This window comes from Vibrio sp. 10N.247.311.51, assembly GCF_041467855.1.
In the GTDB taxonomy this organism is placed as follows: Bacteria; Pseudomonadota; Gammaproteobacteria; order Enterobacterales; family Vibrionaceae; genus Vibrio; species Vibrio coralliirubri.
Window position 1 is genome coordinate 23150 of sequence record NZ_JBFSVK010000018.1, and the last position, 16939, is coordinate 40088.

13 protein-coding genes are annotated in these 16939 nt (G+C 46.3%); 7 read left to right on the forward strand and 6 right to left on the reverse strand.

The features are described 5' to 3' along the window. Positions 1-88 precede the first annotated feature (88 nt). From AB6E85_RS16165 to AB6E85_RS16185, 5 genes are all read right to left on the reverse strand, one after another. Positions 89-898: an SDR family NAD(P)-dependent oxidoreductase gene (locus AB6E85_RS16165; protein ID WP_372143224.1), complete on the reverse strand. Its 810-nt coding sequence runs from the start codon at positions 896-898 to the stop codon at positions 89-91. Between the two features lie 255 nt (positions 899-1153). Next, a complete protein-coding gene (gene glpD, locus AB6E85_RS16170; protein WP_050643413.1) occupies positions 1154-2713 on the reverse strand; it encodes a glycerol-3-phosphate dehydrogenase in 1560 nt (519 codons plus the stop codon). 270 nt (positions 2714-2983) lie between these two features. Beyond that, complete coding sequence (locus AB6E85_RS16175) at positions 2984-3769, reverse strand: DeoR/GlpR family transcriptional regulator (RefSeq protein WP_017096306.1); 786 nt, start codon at positions 3767-3769, stop codon at positions 2984-2986. Positions 3770-4061: 292 nt separating this feature from the next. Continuing rightward, positions 4062-5582 carry a glycerol kinase GlpK gene (glpK, locus tag AB6E85_RS16180; RefSeq protein WP_017064019.1) on the reverse strand — a complete coding sequence of 507 codons (1521 nt, stop codon included), beginning with the start codon at positions 5580-5582 and terminating at the stop codon, positions 4062-4064. Positions 5583-5641: 59 nt separating this feature from the next. Further along, complete coding sequence (locus tag AB6E85_RS16185) at positions 5642-6496, reverse strand: MIP/aquaporin family protein (RefSeq protein WP_372143225.1); 855 nt, start codon at positions 6494-6496, stop codon at positions 5642-5644. 449 nt (positions 6497-6945) lie between these two features. Between AB6E85_RS16185 and AB6E85_RS16190 the strand changes: the two genes are divergently transcribed. From AB6E85_RS16190 to AB6E85_RS16220, 7 genes are all read left to right on the forward strand, one after another. After that, positions 6946-7614, forward strand: a complete 669-nt coding sequence (locus AB6E85_RS16190; RefSeq protein WP_016795398.1) for a response regulator transcription factor — start codon at positions 6946-6948, stop codon at positions 7612-7614. Between the two features lie 15 nt (positions 7615-7629). Further along, on the forward strand, positions 7630-9099 hold the full coding sequence (locus tag AB6E85_RS16195; RefSeq protein ID WP_372143226.1) for a sensor histidine kinase: 1470 nt from the start codon (positions 7630-7632) through the stop codon (positions 9097-9099). Then, positions 9099-10238 (forward strand): ABC transporter substrate-binding protein, encoded by a 1140-nt coding sequence (locus tag AB6E85_RS16200; RefSeq protein WP_372143227.1) that lies wholly within the window; start codon positions 9099-9101, stop codon positions 10236-10238. Before AB6E85_RS16195 ends, AB6E85_RS16200 begins: the two co-directional genes overlap by 1 nt. A gap of 241 nt (positions 10239-10479) precedes the next feature. Beyond that, on the forward strand, positions 10480-11544 hold the full coding sequence (locus tag AB6E85_RS16205) for a 4-oxalomesaconate tautomerase (RefSeq protein ID WP_372143228.1): 1065 nt from the start codon (positions 10480-10482) through the stop codon (positions 11542-11544). Positions 11545-11846: 302 nt separating this feature from the next. After that, positions 11847-13025 carry a Bug family tripartite tricarboxylate transporter substrate binding protein gene (locus AB6E85_RS16210; protein ID WP_372143229.1) on the forward strand — a complete coding sequence of 393 codons (1179 nt, stop codon included), beginning with the start codon at positions 11847-11849 and terminating at the stop codon, positions 13023-13025. Positions 13026-13314: 289 nt separating this feature from the next. Then, positions 13315-15318, forward strand: coding sequence for a tripartite tricarboxylate transporter permease (locus tag AB6E85_RS16215; protein WP_059017639.1), 2004 nt, complete (start codon positions 13315-13317; stop codon positions 15316-15318). A 16-nt stretch (positions 15319-15334) separates the two neighbouring features. Beyond that, positions 15335-16207 carry a universal stress protein gene (locus AB6E85_RS16220; RefSeq protein ID WP_372143230.1) on the forward strand — a complete coding sequence of 291 codons (873 nt, stop codon included), beginning with the start codon at positions 15335-15337 and terminating at the stop codon, positions 16205-16207. A 216-nt stretch (positions 16208-16423) separates the two neighbouring features. On the opposite strand, the gene AB6E85_RS16225 is transcribed toward AB6E85_RS16220, so the two are convergent. Then, entirely contained in the window at positions 16424-16855 is a 432-nt protein-coding gene (locus AB6E85_RS16225; protein WP_065679196.1) for a PACE efflux transporter, read from the reverse strand. Between the last annotated feature and the right edge of the window lie 84 nt (positions 16856-16939).

The window sequence follows — 16939 nt, forward strand, 5'->3', positions numbered from 1 at the left end:
AAAAGCCCTGTGTTTCTAACTTAATACATTAGAAACACAGGGCTTTTTTATTGAGATTTGCAAATTAACTCAGCATGAGTCGTCGTGATTAAGAAAGCGTCGCCTTGATGATTTCTTCAATTTTAGCGACAACTTGCTGCGACTTATCACCGTATATCGCATCTGGGTGCGGGTTCGCAAATGTGTTGTTGTCGTTATCAAAGTATTGACCGCCCGCTTGTGCGAACTCATCAGACAATGATGCGCGAACCAGAATATCAGAACCGATGCTTAGGTCGCCGCCTGCAATGCCGTAAGCGTATTTCACCATCTTGCTACCTAGTAACGAAGCTGGGTTGACTGCAACCACCATTGGCCCCGTAGAGCCTAACTCTTTTGCCATTTCACGAGTCCACATAGTGATCGCAAGCTTGCTTTGTGCGTAAGCGTCACCATCAGACATTGGCTTCTTGCCTTCTAGCGCTTCGATGTTCACTGCTGCTTGTGCTGCTGAAGACAGGTTCACCACTCGGCTAGATGCACCGAGTACAGGTAGCAGACGTTTAGTCAGGTGGTATGGTGAAATAGTATTCACAACAAAACGAACATCTAAACCGTCTTTAGTGATCGGGTTCGGAGTGTTGAACACACCTGCGTTGTTAATCAGTACATCAATCTTATCGTGCTCAGCAATTATTTCGTCCGCCAACGCATCCACATCAGCCAGAACAGACAAGTCTGCTACGTAACTTTGAATTTTCGCTTCCGCAGAGATAGCCACAAGTTGCTGCTCTACGTCTTTGAGTTTGCTTGGGGTACGTCCATGCAATAAAACGTGGTGACCTTGTTGAACAAGTACTTTTGCCGTTTCGAAGCCGATACCATCGGTAGAGCCTGTGATCAGAATAACTTTTTGCATGGAATAGATTCCTTATTAAAGCGCTGACATGGTGAGCGTTTTTAAATGTGTTGTTTCGTTGAGATAAAGAATAGCAACCTTTTGTGAAGTTGATAATCAACCGGATTAATAAAACACTATTTAGTTTTTGTTGAAAATAGAGGTGTGAACAAAGTCTCAGGCTGAGCGGAATAGCAGACAATAAAAAAGCTTAGCGCGGGGGACGCTAAGCTTCGTTGTTAAGTATGTTCTTGAACCATGTTTAAGCTGGTGGGGTTAGCCTACTTGAGAAAAGCTTACAACCTTGCTTTGTAGCTTCTCTTTCAGGTAATCCGTCACCGCTTGCTGCTCGGATTCGCTCATGTACAGACCAAGCTTGGTTCTGCGCCACAAGATGTCTTCGTCAGTCATCGCCATCTCTTCATTGATCAAGTAATCGATTTCAACTTGATAAACGCCATGCGCCTCGCTTGAGAACTGGATGCCAAGGTCTGCTTCGCTATTTGCGCCTTCCAGTAGCTTCCAAGTGTAAGTACCAAATTGAGTCACGTAGCGAAGCAATAGCGCTTCAGGTGCCCAAGGGTATTTAGTGTGGATCATCTTCGCAAGTTGCTCTCTGCTGCAACTAAAGTTACCGCCTGGAAGCGTGTTGTTGGCTGTCCAAGGTGCACCCATGTTGGTTAGGTGTGGTTCTAACTTCTTAAGTGCTGCTTCGCCTAGCTTACGGTAAGTGGTTAGCTTGCCGCCGAAGATCGAAAGCAGTGGCGCTTGATCCAGTTCTGCGTCCAATTCCAACGTGTAGTCACGAGTGATCGCTTGTGGAGAATCAGATTCATCGTCACAAAGCGGTCTTACGCCACTGTATGTCCAAACTACATCTTCACGGCCAAGCTGTTTAACAAAGTGCTGGTTAACAATATCAATCAAGTAATCCACTTCGACATCATCAATTGCGACGTTACGTGGGTCGCCTTTGTATTCAAGGTCAGTCGTGCCGATGATCGAGAACTTATCTAGGTAAGGGATCATGAACACAATACGATTGTCTTTGTTTTGCAGAATGTACGCTTGTGGTTCGTCATGAATGCGTGGCACAACAATGTGTGAGCCTTTGATCAGACGAATATTACGAGGCGAAGCTTGCTCTAATCCATCATCAAAGAACTGTTTAACCCAAGGACCAGCCGCGTTAACAAGCGCTTTTGCTTTGCGTTCAAAGCGTTGGTTTGTCATCACATCAAGGATCGTCACATGCCAAATACCACCTTCGCGGTGCGCTTTTTCAACACGGCAGTAGTTACGTACTTCTGCGTTGTTTTCTTTTGCTGCTAATACGTTGAGCAACACCATACGCGCATCATCCACCCAGCAATCTGAGTATTCGAAGCCCGTCTTCATTTCTGGTTTCAGTAGGCCCGATTTCGCTAGGTTGACTGTCTTGCTTCCCGGAAGAGTGGTGCGCTTACCCAAGTTATCGTAAAGGAATAGGCCACAGCGAATCATCCAAGCTGGGCGTAAAAATGGTCGATGAGGCAAACGGAAACGCATTGGTTGAGCAACATGAGGCGCTTTTCTTAACAAGACTTCACGTTCAGCGAGTGCTTCCGAAACCAAACGAAATTCGTAATGTTCAAGGTAGCGTAGGCCACCGTGGATAAGCTTTGAGCTGGCAGAAGACGTTGCAGATGCGAAATCATTTGCTTCGTATAAGCCAACGTTTAGACCACGACCTGATGCGTCTGCCGCGATGCCTGCACCGTTGATGCCGCCGCCAATCACGATCAAGTCTAAAGTGGAAGATGTACTGTTGTTTGAATTATTTTGTTGAGCACTCATGGTTTTGACCTCTTTCTGAGCGAACGAGCATTTTAGAACATAATTAAATCCTATATGAACTTTCGTTTGCGGTCATTTATTATTTTCGTTTATGCGCGTTTTATGTGATTTGGGCATAAAAAAACCTCTGATTATGAAAGCAGAGGTTCAAATAAGACTAATTCGAGCATAGAAGCGACAGTGACAGCGAGCAAGTTTTACTTTATTAACTTTTCTATAAAGAATGGTGATTCATTTAAGAAAGTGGCGTCACTGAGCTCTTATGTTTAGTTATTCGCTCATAGGACGAGCGGTATCGATCACTTCTAATGGTATTGCCGAATCTTTAAGGATGTTGAGAATCTCTTCCGGTGGCTGCTTATTAGTAAACACCATGTGGGCTTGAGAGATATTGCCGAGCTTAACCATCGCGTTACGGCCAAACTTAGTATGGTCGACGGCTAAGAAGATGCTGCGACTGTTTTCGATGATAGCTTGTTTCACACGAACTTCGTGGTAATCAAAATCGAGCAGTGAGCCATCAAAGTCGATGCCGCTGATACCTAAGATGCCGAAATCAAGGCGGAACTGCTTCACGAAATCGAGTGTCGCTTCGCCAACAATACCGCCATCACGGTTGCGTACTTCGCCACCGGCCAAGATAACCTTGATCTCTGGGTTCGGCAGAAGGATGCTGGCAACGTTAATGTTGTTGGTGACAACTCGTAATTGTTTGTGATTTTTATTGAGCGCACGTGCCACCGATTCTGGCGTGGTGCCGATATCAACGAACAGGGTTGCACCATCTGGGATGTGCTTAACTAGTTCGTCGGCGATCACGTCTTTTTCGTTGAAGTTAAGCGCTTTGCGCGTGTTATAAGAGGTGTTTTCCGAGCTTAAAGGAATGGTTGCACCACCATGATAGCGACGAATCTTGTTGCTATCGGCCAGTTCATTGAGGTCTCGTCTGATGGTTTGTGGGCTGACATCGAACTTTTCAACGAGCTCTTCGGTGCTCACATATCCTTGTGTTTTTACCAGATCTACAATCTGCTGGTGTCTTGGTATCTGCTTCACTTAACTTACCACTCCCTGCGCGCAAAGGGCTCTAGCGCGTCAAAATCGAAAATATAAACTCACGCTATTGTGCTCGAATTGATGAAAAGAGAGAAGTAATGATGGTAAGGAATCATGTCTAAACCGCAAAAACGCTGGTCAAAACGTGGAATTTGAGCCTGAAACGCAAAAAAGAGCACAAAATAGTGCTCTTTTTACTTTCGTTTGCTGAGGTTCGAGCAATCTAATCGATGAGATTGCTCGAGTTCCTAGGTCAACGATTAATGATTAACGATGAGCTGAATACTCAGTATTACTCTTCGTCGTCATCGTGCAGCTCAGACCAAACCTGTGCACACTTGATTGCACGCTTCCAGCCTTTGTAACGGCGGTTACGTTTCTCTTCGTCGTGGTGTGGCATGAAGGTGCGGTTAAGAACGGCTTTGTCTTGAAGCTCGTCAATGCTGTCCCAGAAACCAACCGCTAGGCCAGCAAGGTAAGCGGCACCAAGAGCCGTTACTTCTGTTACTTCAGGGCGGTGAACTTCAGTATCCAGCACGTCTGATTGGAATTGCATTAGGAAGTTGTTCGCTACTGCGCCGCCATCAACACGTAGGTTAGCTAGCTTGATGCCAGAGTCCGCTTGCATTGCGTCTAGTACGTCGCGCGTTTGGTAAGCAATGCCTTCCAAGGTTGCACGGATGATGTGGTTAGAGTTAACACCGCGAGTCAGGCCAACAATTGTACCCCGAGCGTAAGCATCCCAGTATGGTGCGCCTAGGCCAGTGAATGCAGGAACCACGTATACGCCGTTTGAAGAATCTACTTTGGTTGCGAAGTACTCAGAGTCTTCTGCGCCAGCCAGTAGTTTCATTTCATCACGTAGCCATTGGATTGATGCGCCGCCCATGAATACTGCACCTTCCAGTGCGTATGCAGGTTCGCCTTTAGGACCACATGCCAGTGTTGTTAGTAGGCCGTTCTTTGATGTTACTTTCTCTTGGCCCGTGTTCATTAGAAGGAAACAACCTGTGCCGTAAGTGTTCTTAGCTTGGCCTGCTTCTACACACATTTGACCGTAAAGTGCAGCTTGTTGGTCACCCGCAATACCTGCGATTGGAATACGAGTACCGCCTTTACCACCAAGGTTCGTTTGACCGTAAACCTCAGAAGAACGCTTCACTTCTGGCATCATTGATGATGGGATACCCATTTCATCAAGTAGCTTTTGATCCCAGCATAGGTCGTTGATGTTGAACAACATAGTACGTGACGCGTTAGTGTAATCCGTAACGTGAACACGTCCTTGAGTCATCTTCCAAACCAACCAAGTATCAACCGTACCGAACAGTAGTTTGCCAGCTTCAGCGTCTTCGCGGGCGCCTTCAACGTTGTCTAGAATCCATTTTACTTTGGTACCTGAGAAATACGGGTCAAGGACTAAGCCTGTATTGTCACGTACGTAGTCTTCTAGGCCACGTGCTTTTAGGTCTTCACAGATGTCTGCTGTACGGCGACATTGCCATACGATTGCGTTATAAACCGGCTTACCTGTCTCTTTGTTCCAAACAATGGTGGTTTCACGTTGGTTAGTGATACCAATGCCCGCTAGCTCATCGCTGCGGATGCCTGCTTTAGCAAGCGCTTCAACCAATGTAGAGCTTTGAGTCGCCCAGATTTCCATTGGATCATGTTCAACCCAACCGGCTTTAGGATAAATCTGAGTAAATTCGCGTTGAGAAGAGCTTACGATGTTTGCATCGTGGTCGAGGATTACAGCGCGAGAGCTTGTGGTGCCTTGGTCTAGGGCAACAATGTATTTTTGCTCGGTCATGGTAAGAATCCTTTTTCTTTTGTTATTTATATTTTAGTAAATGTAGGGGCGCTTAGTGATTAAGCTTGAGCTTGTTCAGCTTCTTGTTCTGTTTCACATTGGTTTGGAATTGTGCAGCCTTGGCCTTCAATAGGTAGGTAAGCACCGATAACACGTGGGTACAACCAGCCACCAAAACATGCACCCGCAATTGGAGCAAGGATTGGTACGATGAAGTAAGGAATATCACGAGCACCTGTTAGTGCGAAATCCCAACCTGCAAAGTAAGCGAACAGTTTTGGTCCGAAGTCACGAGCAGGGTTCATTGCAAAGCCAGTCAGTGGACCTAAAGAACCACCGATAACTGCGATAAGAATACCGATTAGTAGCGGGTTCATTGCGCCGCGAGATGCGCCATTGTTCTCATCACCTAACGCCAAAATTGCAAACATCAACACTGCAGTAATCACGAATTCCACAGCAAAAGCGCCGAAGAAAGAGAGTGAAGCATGTGGGTAGGTCGAGAAGATACCAGCAGTTAATAGTGCGTCTTGGCTGCTACGAACGAAGTTGTGTGCGATTTCGTAGTCAGTGAATAGGTTGCTGTACAGGCTGTAAACCAGTGCTGCAGAGCAGAATGCGCCAAGCAGTTGCGAAATGATGTAAGGCAGCACTTTCGCTTTATCAAAGCCATGGAACATGGCTAGTGCAATCGTCACCGCTGGGTTGATGTGAGCGCCTGACACGCCGGCAGTACAGTAAATTGCAATCGCAACACCGAAGCCCCAGATGATGCTGATTTCCCATTGTCCGAATGTTGCACCGGTTAGTACCAGTGCAGCCACACAGCCAACGCCGAAGAATATGAGTAATCCTGTACCGATAAATTCAGCCAAGCATTGCCCAAATAAAGAAGGGTGTTTGTTTGTTGTCATGTTCGAGTCCTTTTTAGTTTTGCTTATCTAGCACGTGCATTGTGCATAAATTTGCGAACTCGAAAATAAACGAACATAAAAAGTGAGCGTTTGAGCATGAAATTGTTAATTAAAGTCACTTGAAATGTTAATCCGAACACTTTTGCTCGGAAAAGACGCTCGCATGAACGTCATTGTTCGAATGGATGTGTTTCGAGGTCGCTAAAACTACCTGTATGTAAACGGATGCACAACTGGTACGAGGAGTTTATGTTTGGATTTGTGATGCTACTTCGTGAGTGGTGGATAATTAGACGTAGCTTGATGATATTTAACACACTTTACCTTGTGTACTGAACAGAATGTTCTAAATGTGATGTGGTACTGTACTTTGTTTTATTATTGTTACTTTTGTTATTGAAATTGCCATCATACTTGAGAACAATCGTCTTCTTTATGCGGGGGATAAGATGCGAATATTGGTAGTTGAAGATGATCGCTTGATCAGTGAAGCAATAGAACAGCGCTTTATCGACCTAGGTCATGGTGTTGATTGTGCCTACGATGGGGCAGTCGCGTTCGCCATGATCAGCCACACCGATTTTGATTTAGTGATTCTCGATCTAAACCTGCCCAATAAATCGGGTGAGCAGATCATCAAACGTATTCGCCAATCGTCTGATACCCCTGTTCTCATTCTTACCGCGCGCAGTGAAGTGTTTGACCGAATTCAACTTTTGGATCTAGGCGCTGATGATTATCTCACTAAGCCTTTTGATTTTGGTGAGTTAGAGGCTCGCTGTCGCGCGATCGTTCGACGTCGTCAAGGCAGCGATCAGAACACAGTGACGTTTGGTGACATTGAGTTCGACAGTGCAGGGTGCATTGTGAAAGTGAAGGGCGAGGTCATTGAGCTTAAACAGCGTGAATATCGCTTATTAGAAATCTTCCTGAACCACCTCAACCGTGTGATGAGCAAAGAAGAGATCATCGACCACTTATATAACTTTGATAACCCACCCAACACTAATGCGATTGAAACCTACGTTGGTCGTTTGAGGAAGGCGCTAGCCAATAGCAATGTTGAGATCAAAACCCTGCGTGGCCTTGGTTACGTGCTCAATAAAGTCGAAGACTGAGCTGAGGTGTATTAGGTGACGGCACTGAGCAAACCTGTCCGATTTCGTTTTCGAACAAAATCGCTGAGATTTCAATTATTGTTCTCTGCGACCTGTCTGTTGTGCCTGATTAGTTTGCTCACTTTGGTTGCGGTAAAGCGCTACGCCTATCAAACCACTCAGATGTTTTATGATCGCCAGTTGAATAACGCGGCTCTGCAGATCATAGAGCAGGTTCGTTTTAATGGCTTAACATTCAGTGTCGACATTCCCACTGCGGCCTTTAAATCACTGGCAGATTCCCCAAGAGATAAGGTTTTCTATCTGGTTGTTAGTTCTCCGAGTTCATCGGAGTCTGGTTACATTACGGGTTATAAAGAATTGCTTGATGACCAACTGGTGCGTGACCAAATTGAGCAATACCAGATAAAACTCGAACCAGAGGCCGCTTATTTTTACTTAACCTTCAAAGATGAATGGGTGCGTTTGTCTTTGGTTAGTCGCATCATGAATACCCGTGAAGGGCCTCAGAATATCTACGTGCTGGTCGGGCAAACCACACAAGCGAGGCAAGTATGGGAGAAGCAGCTCTCGGACCACGCGGTTAAGCTACTGCTTGCGGTGATGCTAAGTGCACTATTGGTCATCTTTGTGTTGATTGTAAAGGTGCTCAAGCCGGTCAATGAGATCAACAATAAGATGGAGAGGCGATCGAATCTCGACTTAACCCCTATTAATCTCGATGCGCCGGAAGAGGTCGAGCATTTGGTCGATACCATCAATGTGTTTATGTCTCAACTCGATAAGAACTTAACCAACCTTAAGAATTTTACCGGCGAAGCAGCGCATCAATTAAAGACGCCAATCGCTGGTATTAAAGCTCAAATCGAACTGGCCAAAAGCAAAGCCAATGACAGCCACACACTCGATTACTTAGATAAAGTCACTGGCGCATGTGAAGTGCTTGAGCGCACGGTGGAGCAGCTGTTGAACCACGCGACGATTCGCCATCGTTACCAAAGTATCGAACCTACAGATATTGATTTTAATGAGTTAGTCAAACAAACCAGCCGTGGCTTGGCGATGAATGCACTCAATAAAGACATCGAATTGAGCTACATAGAATCACTTAAATTTCACATTCGAGGCGACAGTTTCGCCTTAACTCAGATGCTGACGAATCTCATTGAAAATGCCATCAAGTACTCCCCTAAAGGCAGCACTATCGAGGTAGAATTAGTACAGCAAGGCAGCAAAGCGGTGCTGTATATTCGCGATTTCGGGCCGGGCATTGATGAGCAAGATAAGCCTCATGTGTTCGAGAAGTTTTATCGCAGCCCGAATGCGATTAGCCAAGGCACAGGGCTAGGGATGAGTATCGCGTTAGATGTTGCCCAAAAATCCAATGCAATTCTGAGCTTAGAAGATACAAACCCAAATGAAACGGATAATCGCGGTCTTACGGTGAAAGTTCAGTTCCCGCATACCTATTGGTGGGAGGTTTAATGATCAAACTAATACGGGCTTGGATTACAGGGCTAACTTCGGCGGTGCTGCTAGCAAGCGCTCTATTTGTTACGAATGCCACCGCACAAGCTAATCAAGGCGCTAGTCGCCAAAACTCTGTCCACCAAGACAATAGTCACCAAGGTGATGGAAACGAAGATGCGCTGGTGATCTATGGGGCGGCTTACTTGTCAGAAATGAAGCCACTGCTCGATGACTTCCAACGTCGAAATCCAGATATTACGGTGCGATATCAAGCGATGAGCAGCAATGTATTAGATGCTCATATTCGAGACCAAAAGCCGGACCAACCTGACATCACCATCAGTTCGGTGATGGATTTACAATTGCGACTTGTTAATGATGGCTACGCGCTGCCTTACCAAATCAATGTGCCGGGCTATGGCTCTCAATCGGGTATTGTTCCGCACTGGAGCCAATGGCGAAATGAGCTGTTTGGTTTTAGTTATGAACCTGCTGTGATTGTGTTTAATGAAGCTTTCCTTGAAGGCAAAGAAGTCCCGCTAAGTCGTGTCGAGTTGCTGAGCTTTATTCGTCAACATAGTGATGAGCTGAAGGGGAAGATAGGGCTGTTTGATATTCGTGATGTGGGTATCGGTTATTTACTTTGGTCCTTTGAACGGGCACAAACGAGTAACTACGGGCAGTTTTTAGAGCTGTTTAATCTTCATCACGCGCGCACCTTTGATAGCTCTGCCTCGATGCTCAAGGCGCTGACCAATGGTGATATCTCGATTGCCTACAACATCATGGGCTCGTATGCGAACTCATGGGAATCAAAGCACAAAGATGTGGTGATTGTGGCTGCGAATGATTACACCCCTGTGGTTATTCGAACTGCATTTATCAACAAAACCACCCCACGGCCAGCACAAGCTCAAGCCTTTATCGATTATCTGTTTTCCTATTCAGGACAGAAGCTAATGGCAGAGGACACCAACATGCCTCCAGTGCGCACTGATATTAAAAGTGCAAAGTCCGCGGTTGTCTTACGTGAACAGTTTGCGAATCAACTTAAGCCTTTGCCATTAGATGTCAGCTTGTTGATCTTCTCAGATCAAAGCAAAAAATCGTTGGTAATAACGGAATGGGAGAGTGCCTTAAAAAGCTACGACTAGCTTACTCTTTGTTCAGGTCAGGTCAGGTCAGGTCAGGTCTGTTCAGTTATGGTCAGTTTCAGCCTCGGTATTAACTCTTCTGTTATTCTGCCTTTAAAGCGAATGAGCCAAATGTTGGCTTGTCCACCCCAGCTAAATGTCACCGAGTCAGCTGCATGACAGTTTCGTTTTTTACTCTTGAAGTCCACAAATGAGCATGGATTTGCTCTTTCACTTCAAGAGTAAGAGGTTGAAAACGGTCATGAATGAGAATATTTCCTGCATGTTGATCCGCGGCGGCACATCGAAAGGTGCATACTTCCTAGCCAGTGATTTGCCTGAAAGTGAGCAAGAAAGAGATGAACTGCTCGTGCGTATTATGGGCTCTGGTGAGGGACAGCAAATTAATGGTATTGGTGGCGGAACAACGTTGACTAGCAAGGTCGCCATTGTTTCTAAATCTTCAGAAGAAGGTACCGACTTAGAGTACTTATTTGCTCAAGTTGGCGTTGAAGAAAAAGAAGTCGATACTCGCCCCTCATGCGGCAATATTCTCTCTGGAATCGTGGCGTTCGCCAGTGAAAATAATTTGGTTAAGTTAAGCAGTCCATCGACCATGTTGCGTGTCAGAAACATCAACACCAATACTATTATCGAAGTTTCCGCCGAAAGCCCAAATGGTCATTTACGTTATGACGGTGATGTGCGTGTGGACGGCGTTCCTGGAACTGGCTCTCCTGTTTTGCTCAATTTCTTAGATGTCGGAGGCTCCAAAACAGGCAAGCTATTTCCTACAGGTAAGGTGCGTGATGAGGTCGAAGGCGTTGAGTTGACGTGTTTAGACGCGGCGGTGCCTATGGTACACATTAATGCTCAAGACCTTGGCTTAACGGGTAATGAAACCAAGCAACAGCTCGATGACAATGCTCCCCTATTGGAACGTATAGAGTCTATCCGATTGGCGGCAGGCCGATTAATGGGTATGGGCGATGTGACGGGGAGTGTGGTGCCTAAGGTCTCCTTGTTATCACCACCAACGTATGGTGGACACATCACCTCTCGATACTTTGTGCCACACAACTGCCATGCAAGTCATGCTGTTACCGGAGGGGTTTGTGTGGCGGCGGCTTGCATGATTCCGGGCACGGTCGCCCATGAAGTGTGCCAAGGCATTAACTCTGAAACAGTCGTGATTGAGCACCCTAGTGGACAAATTCAAGTCAATATCAAAGTAGAACCGGGGGAAGTTGAGCCCGCGGTTCGCCAAGCGGCTTTGGTGCGCACAGCTCGCCCACTGTTCAAAGGTCAGGTTTACCCGACGTTCTAATCTAATCTGCTTTATTAGCTATTTCATGTCGCGAGCCTTTGGGCTGGCGATTTTTTTATTCTCACCTTCATATTTTTTAGCTTTAAACGCTTTCCCCCAAACCACGTAAAACCTAGAAATTTTCTGCACCAATTCAGCGCACTCTGCTCTGTTTTTGTGCCTTAAAGGGCGATCTTTGTAACACTTTTGTTATCAAAATGGAGCGTGTCAGTTGGGTGACAGGTTCGGCGACTAATTTGTCAGAAACCACAAAAACAGTCCAACTGCAGGCAATACGCAGTAAATGGATATTAGGAGGCACGATGCTGAACGTACAACTACCCGGCAATACACAACCATCTACTAAGGGGTCGTTATTCTCGAACGGTTCTTTTCTTATGACTCAAAAATTGTCTAAGTTAAAAGTTTGCCAATCACTCTTGGTCACGCTACTTGGCGTGGGGGCATTATCTCATCATGCACAAGCCGAAGAGGTTTCGTTTAAAGGTGAACGTGTAGAGTTTGTGATGCCTTACAAAGAGGGCGGCGGTACTGATACATGGGGGCGTTTCTATGCACCTTATTTGTCTCAATCATTACCGGGCAATCCAGTAGTGGTAGTGAAAAATATTCCGGGTGGCGGCTCAACAAAAGGCGCTAACCAATTTGCTCGCCGTGCGAAAGACAACGGCCTCAACATCTTTGCAAGCTCGGCATCAACCCAATATCCCTATCTTCTTCAAGATCGCCGAGTTCGTTACGACTACAACGATTGGAGCGTGATTCTCGCATCCCCAACCGGCGGTGTTGTGTATGTTTCGCCTAAAACGGGCATCGAGAACGTACAAGATCTTTTCGATAAGAAAGACCAAATCAAGTTTCAATACGCGAGCCAAGGTGCGACCTCGATTGACTTGGTACCACTGCTAGCCATGGATCTACTTGGGTTGGAGGTACAAGCAATTTTCGGCATGCAAGGGCGTGGCGCTGGTCGACTGGCGTTTGAGCGTGGTGAAGTGAATATCGATTCTCAAACTAGCTCATCTTACATCGACAAAGTGACGCCGCTAGTCAATGAAGGTAAAGCGATTCCATTGTTTAGCTTCGGCGTATTGGGTGAAGACGGTAAGTTGAAACGTGATCCTAACTTCCCAGAGCTTCCTCACTTCGCTGAGGTCTACCAAATGTTCCACCCGGAAGAGGCTGAAACTCAAGGCTACGCAGTGTGGCGCTCATTCTTCATGGCTGGATTTGCTGCTCAAAAGATGATTTTTGTGCCTAAGTCGACACCAGAAGAGACCGTTGCAGCATGGCGCGCATCGGCTTCTGAGTTGGTCGCTCAACCCGATTTTCAGAAACGCGCAGTCGAAGTTTTGGGTGATTACCCGCAATTGACTGGCGAACAAGCACAGTTAGCGTTAAACGCCGCTTTGTCGCTTGATGAAAGCAACCTTGAATGGGTCAGAAACTGGCTGACCACAAACTACAACACCCGTTTCTAAACAGGCTATCCAGAAGCCCAAGAAAACATGAGTTTTAACAACGCTCAGTACTAACTGGCAGTGAGACCGCGGCGCAAGATCGTGGCTCACGCCTTTTCATCTCACTTTTATATTGTTACGTAATTTCAATATCGTACGTAATTTTTATATCGCTACGTAAAAAAGCAAGCGCCAAACTCCAATAGCATGTGGCTTATACGGATTGAACCGTAGGGCTTTTGACATCCATGGATAGGTAAGCGGCGGTAAACGAAGCGAAAGTGAGTCTCATGATAGAAAGGATTCAACGATGTTTAACGAACTCTTTGCTGCACTGGAAACCATATTAAGTGTCCAGCACATCACCTTTATGTTAGGTGGTGTGTTACTGGGTCTCGCGATTGGTATCTTTCCGGGGCTTGGCGGTATTGCCGGCTTATCACTACTGCTTCCATTCCTGTATGGCATGGACCCAATCTCAGCTTTGGCAATGCTTATCGGATTGGTTGCGGTTATCCCAACGTCTGACACTTTTACCTCGGTATTAATGGGTATTCCGGGCTCAAGTGGCTCGCAAGCAACCGTGCTTGATGGCTTCCCTATGGCGAAAAAAGGCGAGGCGGCGCGTGCGTTATCGGCTGCTTTTACGTCATCGCTATTCGGTGGCCTGTTTGGCGCGGTAATACTGACCGGTTTTGTGTTGATAGCTCGACCGGTGATCCTCGCTTTTGGTTCCGGTGAGTTGTTCATGTTGACCTTGTTGGGTTTGAGCATGGTCGGTGCGCTAGCAGGTAAGAGCTTGGTAAAAGGCTTGTCGGCGTGTGGCATGGGCGTATTGCTTGGCAGTGTCGGAAGTGCTCCTGCCACTGGCGAATATCGAATGACCTTTGACAACTTCTACCTAATGGATGGCATTCCTCTGGTTGTCGTTGGCTTAGGTATTTTTGCACTTCCTGAGATTATTGATCTGCTTCGTCAAAATAAGCCAATCGCCAATGCTAGTAAACTTGGCAAGGGTTGGTCTGCGGGCGTTCGTGACTTCTTGGAAAACAAATGGCTCGCAGTGCGCTGTAGCGTGATCGGCTGTATTGTCGGTGCACTTCCCGGCCTTGGTGGCAGCGTCGTGGATTGGATCGCTTATGGTCATGCGGTGCAAACCACTAAGAAAGACCCTGAGTTCGGTAAAGGCGATGTGCGTGGTGTGATTGCCCCTGAATCGTCGAATAATGCGAAAGAGGGCGGTGGTTTAGTCCCTACGCTGTTATTTGGTATTCCGGGTTCTGGCAGCATGGCGGTATTCCTCGGTGGCATGGTATTGGTGGGCTTAGAACCGGGCCCTGCGATGGTGAGTACTGACCTTGATATTACTTACACTATCGTGTGGTCTTTGGCATTAGCGAACGTGTTCGGTGCTGGCGCTTGTATGCTGATTTCACCTTGGGTCGCTAGGCTGACCACGGTTCGCTACACCTTGCTTGCTCCATTCATGGTGATGGTGATCTGCTTTGCGGCATTCCAAGCAACACGCGACCTTGGCGACTTAGTCACGCTATTAAGCATAGGTACACTGGGTGTGCTGATGAAGCGTTTCGACTGGCCTCGCCCTGCATTCTTGATTGGTTTTGTACTTGCTAATGGTATGGAAACTTACCTGTATCAAGCGGTGCAGTTTGATGGTGTTGCGTTCTTACTACGCCCTGGCGTGATGATCATTGGTGCGCTGACAATTTTCTCTTTGTTCTTCATGTGGCGTCAAAGCGTGAAGAAAAACAAGCAAAGTGAAGCACAAGACACTTCGACTGAAACGGTTCAACCTTCAGTAAGAATCAGTAATCGCAAGCCTCAAGTTATCTTCGCTGCTTTGGTCAATATCGCGTTTATGTATGGCATTTATGACGGCTACCAACAGAGCTTCTTAGGTGGTGTGTTCACTATTATCATTGCTAGCATTATGTGGGTGCTATCCGCTGTGGTGCTATTCCAACTGCTGACCAAACCAGAAGGCGATGCTGTCTACTTCGATAACGAATATGAGCAAGGGTACGCCTTTGATACCAACAGTATCAGTATGATGCACTACCTGTACTGGCTAGGCGCGTTGATCCTTGGTTGCTACTTTGTCGGCTATGTGATTTCTATCAGTGCGTTCTTCTGTCTATTCCTGATGAGTAAAGCAGGGCTGAGCTTGATGCGTTCAGCATCGGTTACTGTTGCAGCTACCGGTTTCTTACTGGGTTTGACTCACCTAATGGTATTGGATTTGCCGATTGGCTTGCTACAAGAAACCGTTAATCTGCCTTGGCCAATTGGATAATAGAAGGAAAGTAATTATGACGATTCGAACGATTATTATGCCCTTCGCTTCTACGGCAAACTCCGCTGAAAGGTTAGAAGGTGCGCTGAGCATTGCACAATACTTTGGTGCACATTTGGATGTATTACACGCTCAAATTAGCCCACAGCAGTTGATGCCAGAAGAGCGTCAACTGTTACCGAATAAGTGGTTAAGCCGCATCGACCAGTTAGTGAATAACTACGTTGCAGAAGACATGAACCAGTCTGAACTTGAGTTCACTACCTTGTGCGACAAGCTCGAAGTACCGCTGTGTGATAGTGATAACCTAGTGATGAATGAGGCCAATAAACACGTGAGTGCTCAATGGCATAATCTTACGGGTTATCGAGCGGATGTAGTCTCTGAGCGCGGCAAGGTGTCTGACTTAATCATTATCCCTAAACCGCTTAATGGCAAAAGTAGCGTGAGTTTTGACGTGGCGATAGAACATGGCAGTCGCCCCATATTGCTGATGCCACGTGAGCAAAAAAGCTTTAATCCGGAATGCATTATGATTGCTTGGAATGGCGATGATCCGGGTGCGAGGGCTGTGAAAGCAGCTATGCCATTGCTTAGAAAAGCAAAGAACATCGTGGTGGTAACCAGTGAGCGTTCACTCAACAAAAAGCCTAACCAACAAGATTTAAAGCGTTATTTGGGGCTGCATAACATCGAAGTGGAGTGTATTTCGTTTAAAGAGGGCAGAATAAAAACGCCTCAAGCGATCCTGGCTCATGCAGAGCAGTTTCATGCTGACTTGATAGTGGCTGGCGCGCTTGCTCATAAGAAGATGCATCAACAGATGCTGGGTGGCGTTACCAGAAGATTATTGAGCAAAACCAACGTGCCTCTGTTCATGGTGAGCTAATAAATCGTGAGTGATTGGTTTCCCTACATCATTCACTGATTCTTCGAAACTTAACTGCTGTCATGTCAGGCGCATGACAGCTTAGATTGTTAGAGTAAACTCATGGGCTAGCTGATATGTGACCCGTCCGTCTATGTTTATGTGGTCATCGTATTTATTCTCCTTTTATGATGACCTATTACCAGTTAGCCCCTTTTTATTTCAATGTGTGCAGCTCTAAACCAGAGCTGCCACTTTTCCTTTCGCTACCAATTGATCTCGAACCGAGTCGTATGCCCAGTTGAACGCAATCGCGTAAAGTACGAAGAAAATCACTAGGCCGATGTCCATGATCAGTACGGTTAGGAAGTCGAGTTGTAGAACCCACATTAAGACAGGCAGAGTCACTGTCATTAAGCCAAGCTCAAAACCTAATCCGTGCAGGATACGTGTTTTCGTGGTTCTTTTGCTTCGGTCTGTTCCGTAAATTTTGTCGTAGCCATAGTTGTAAACGTAGTTCCATGCCATCGCTATCAATGATATTGCGAGCGCTAAGCCTGCCATTTCACCTGCGCCGTTTCCTGTAATATAGGTTGCAAGCCCTGCCATCAAAACCAAAGCAACCAATTCAAATAGCACCATGTGCAACATGCGTTCTTTATGTGACATTTTTCTAACTCTCTTTACGATTAAATAGCCGCCTATGGGCTAATGACTTGGCTAGATAATATCTACTTAAGTGATAATATAAAG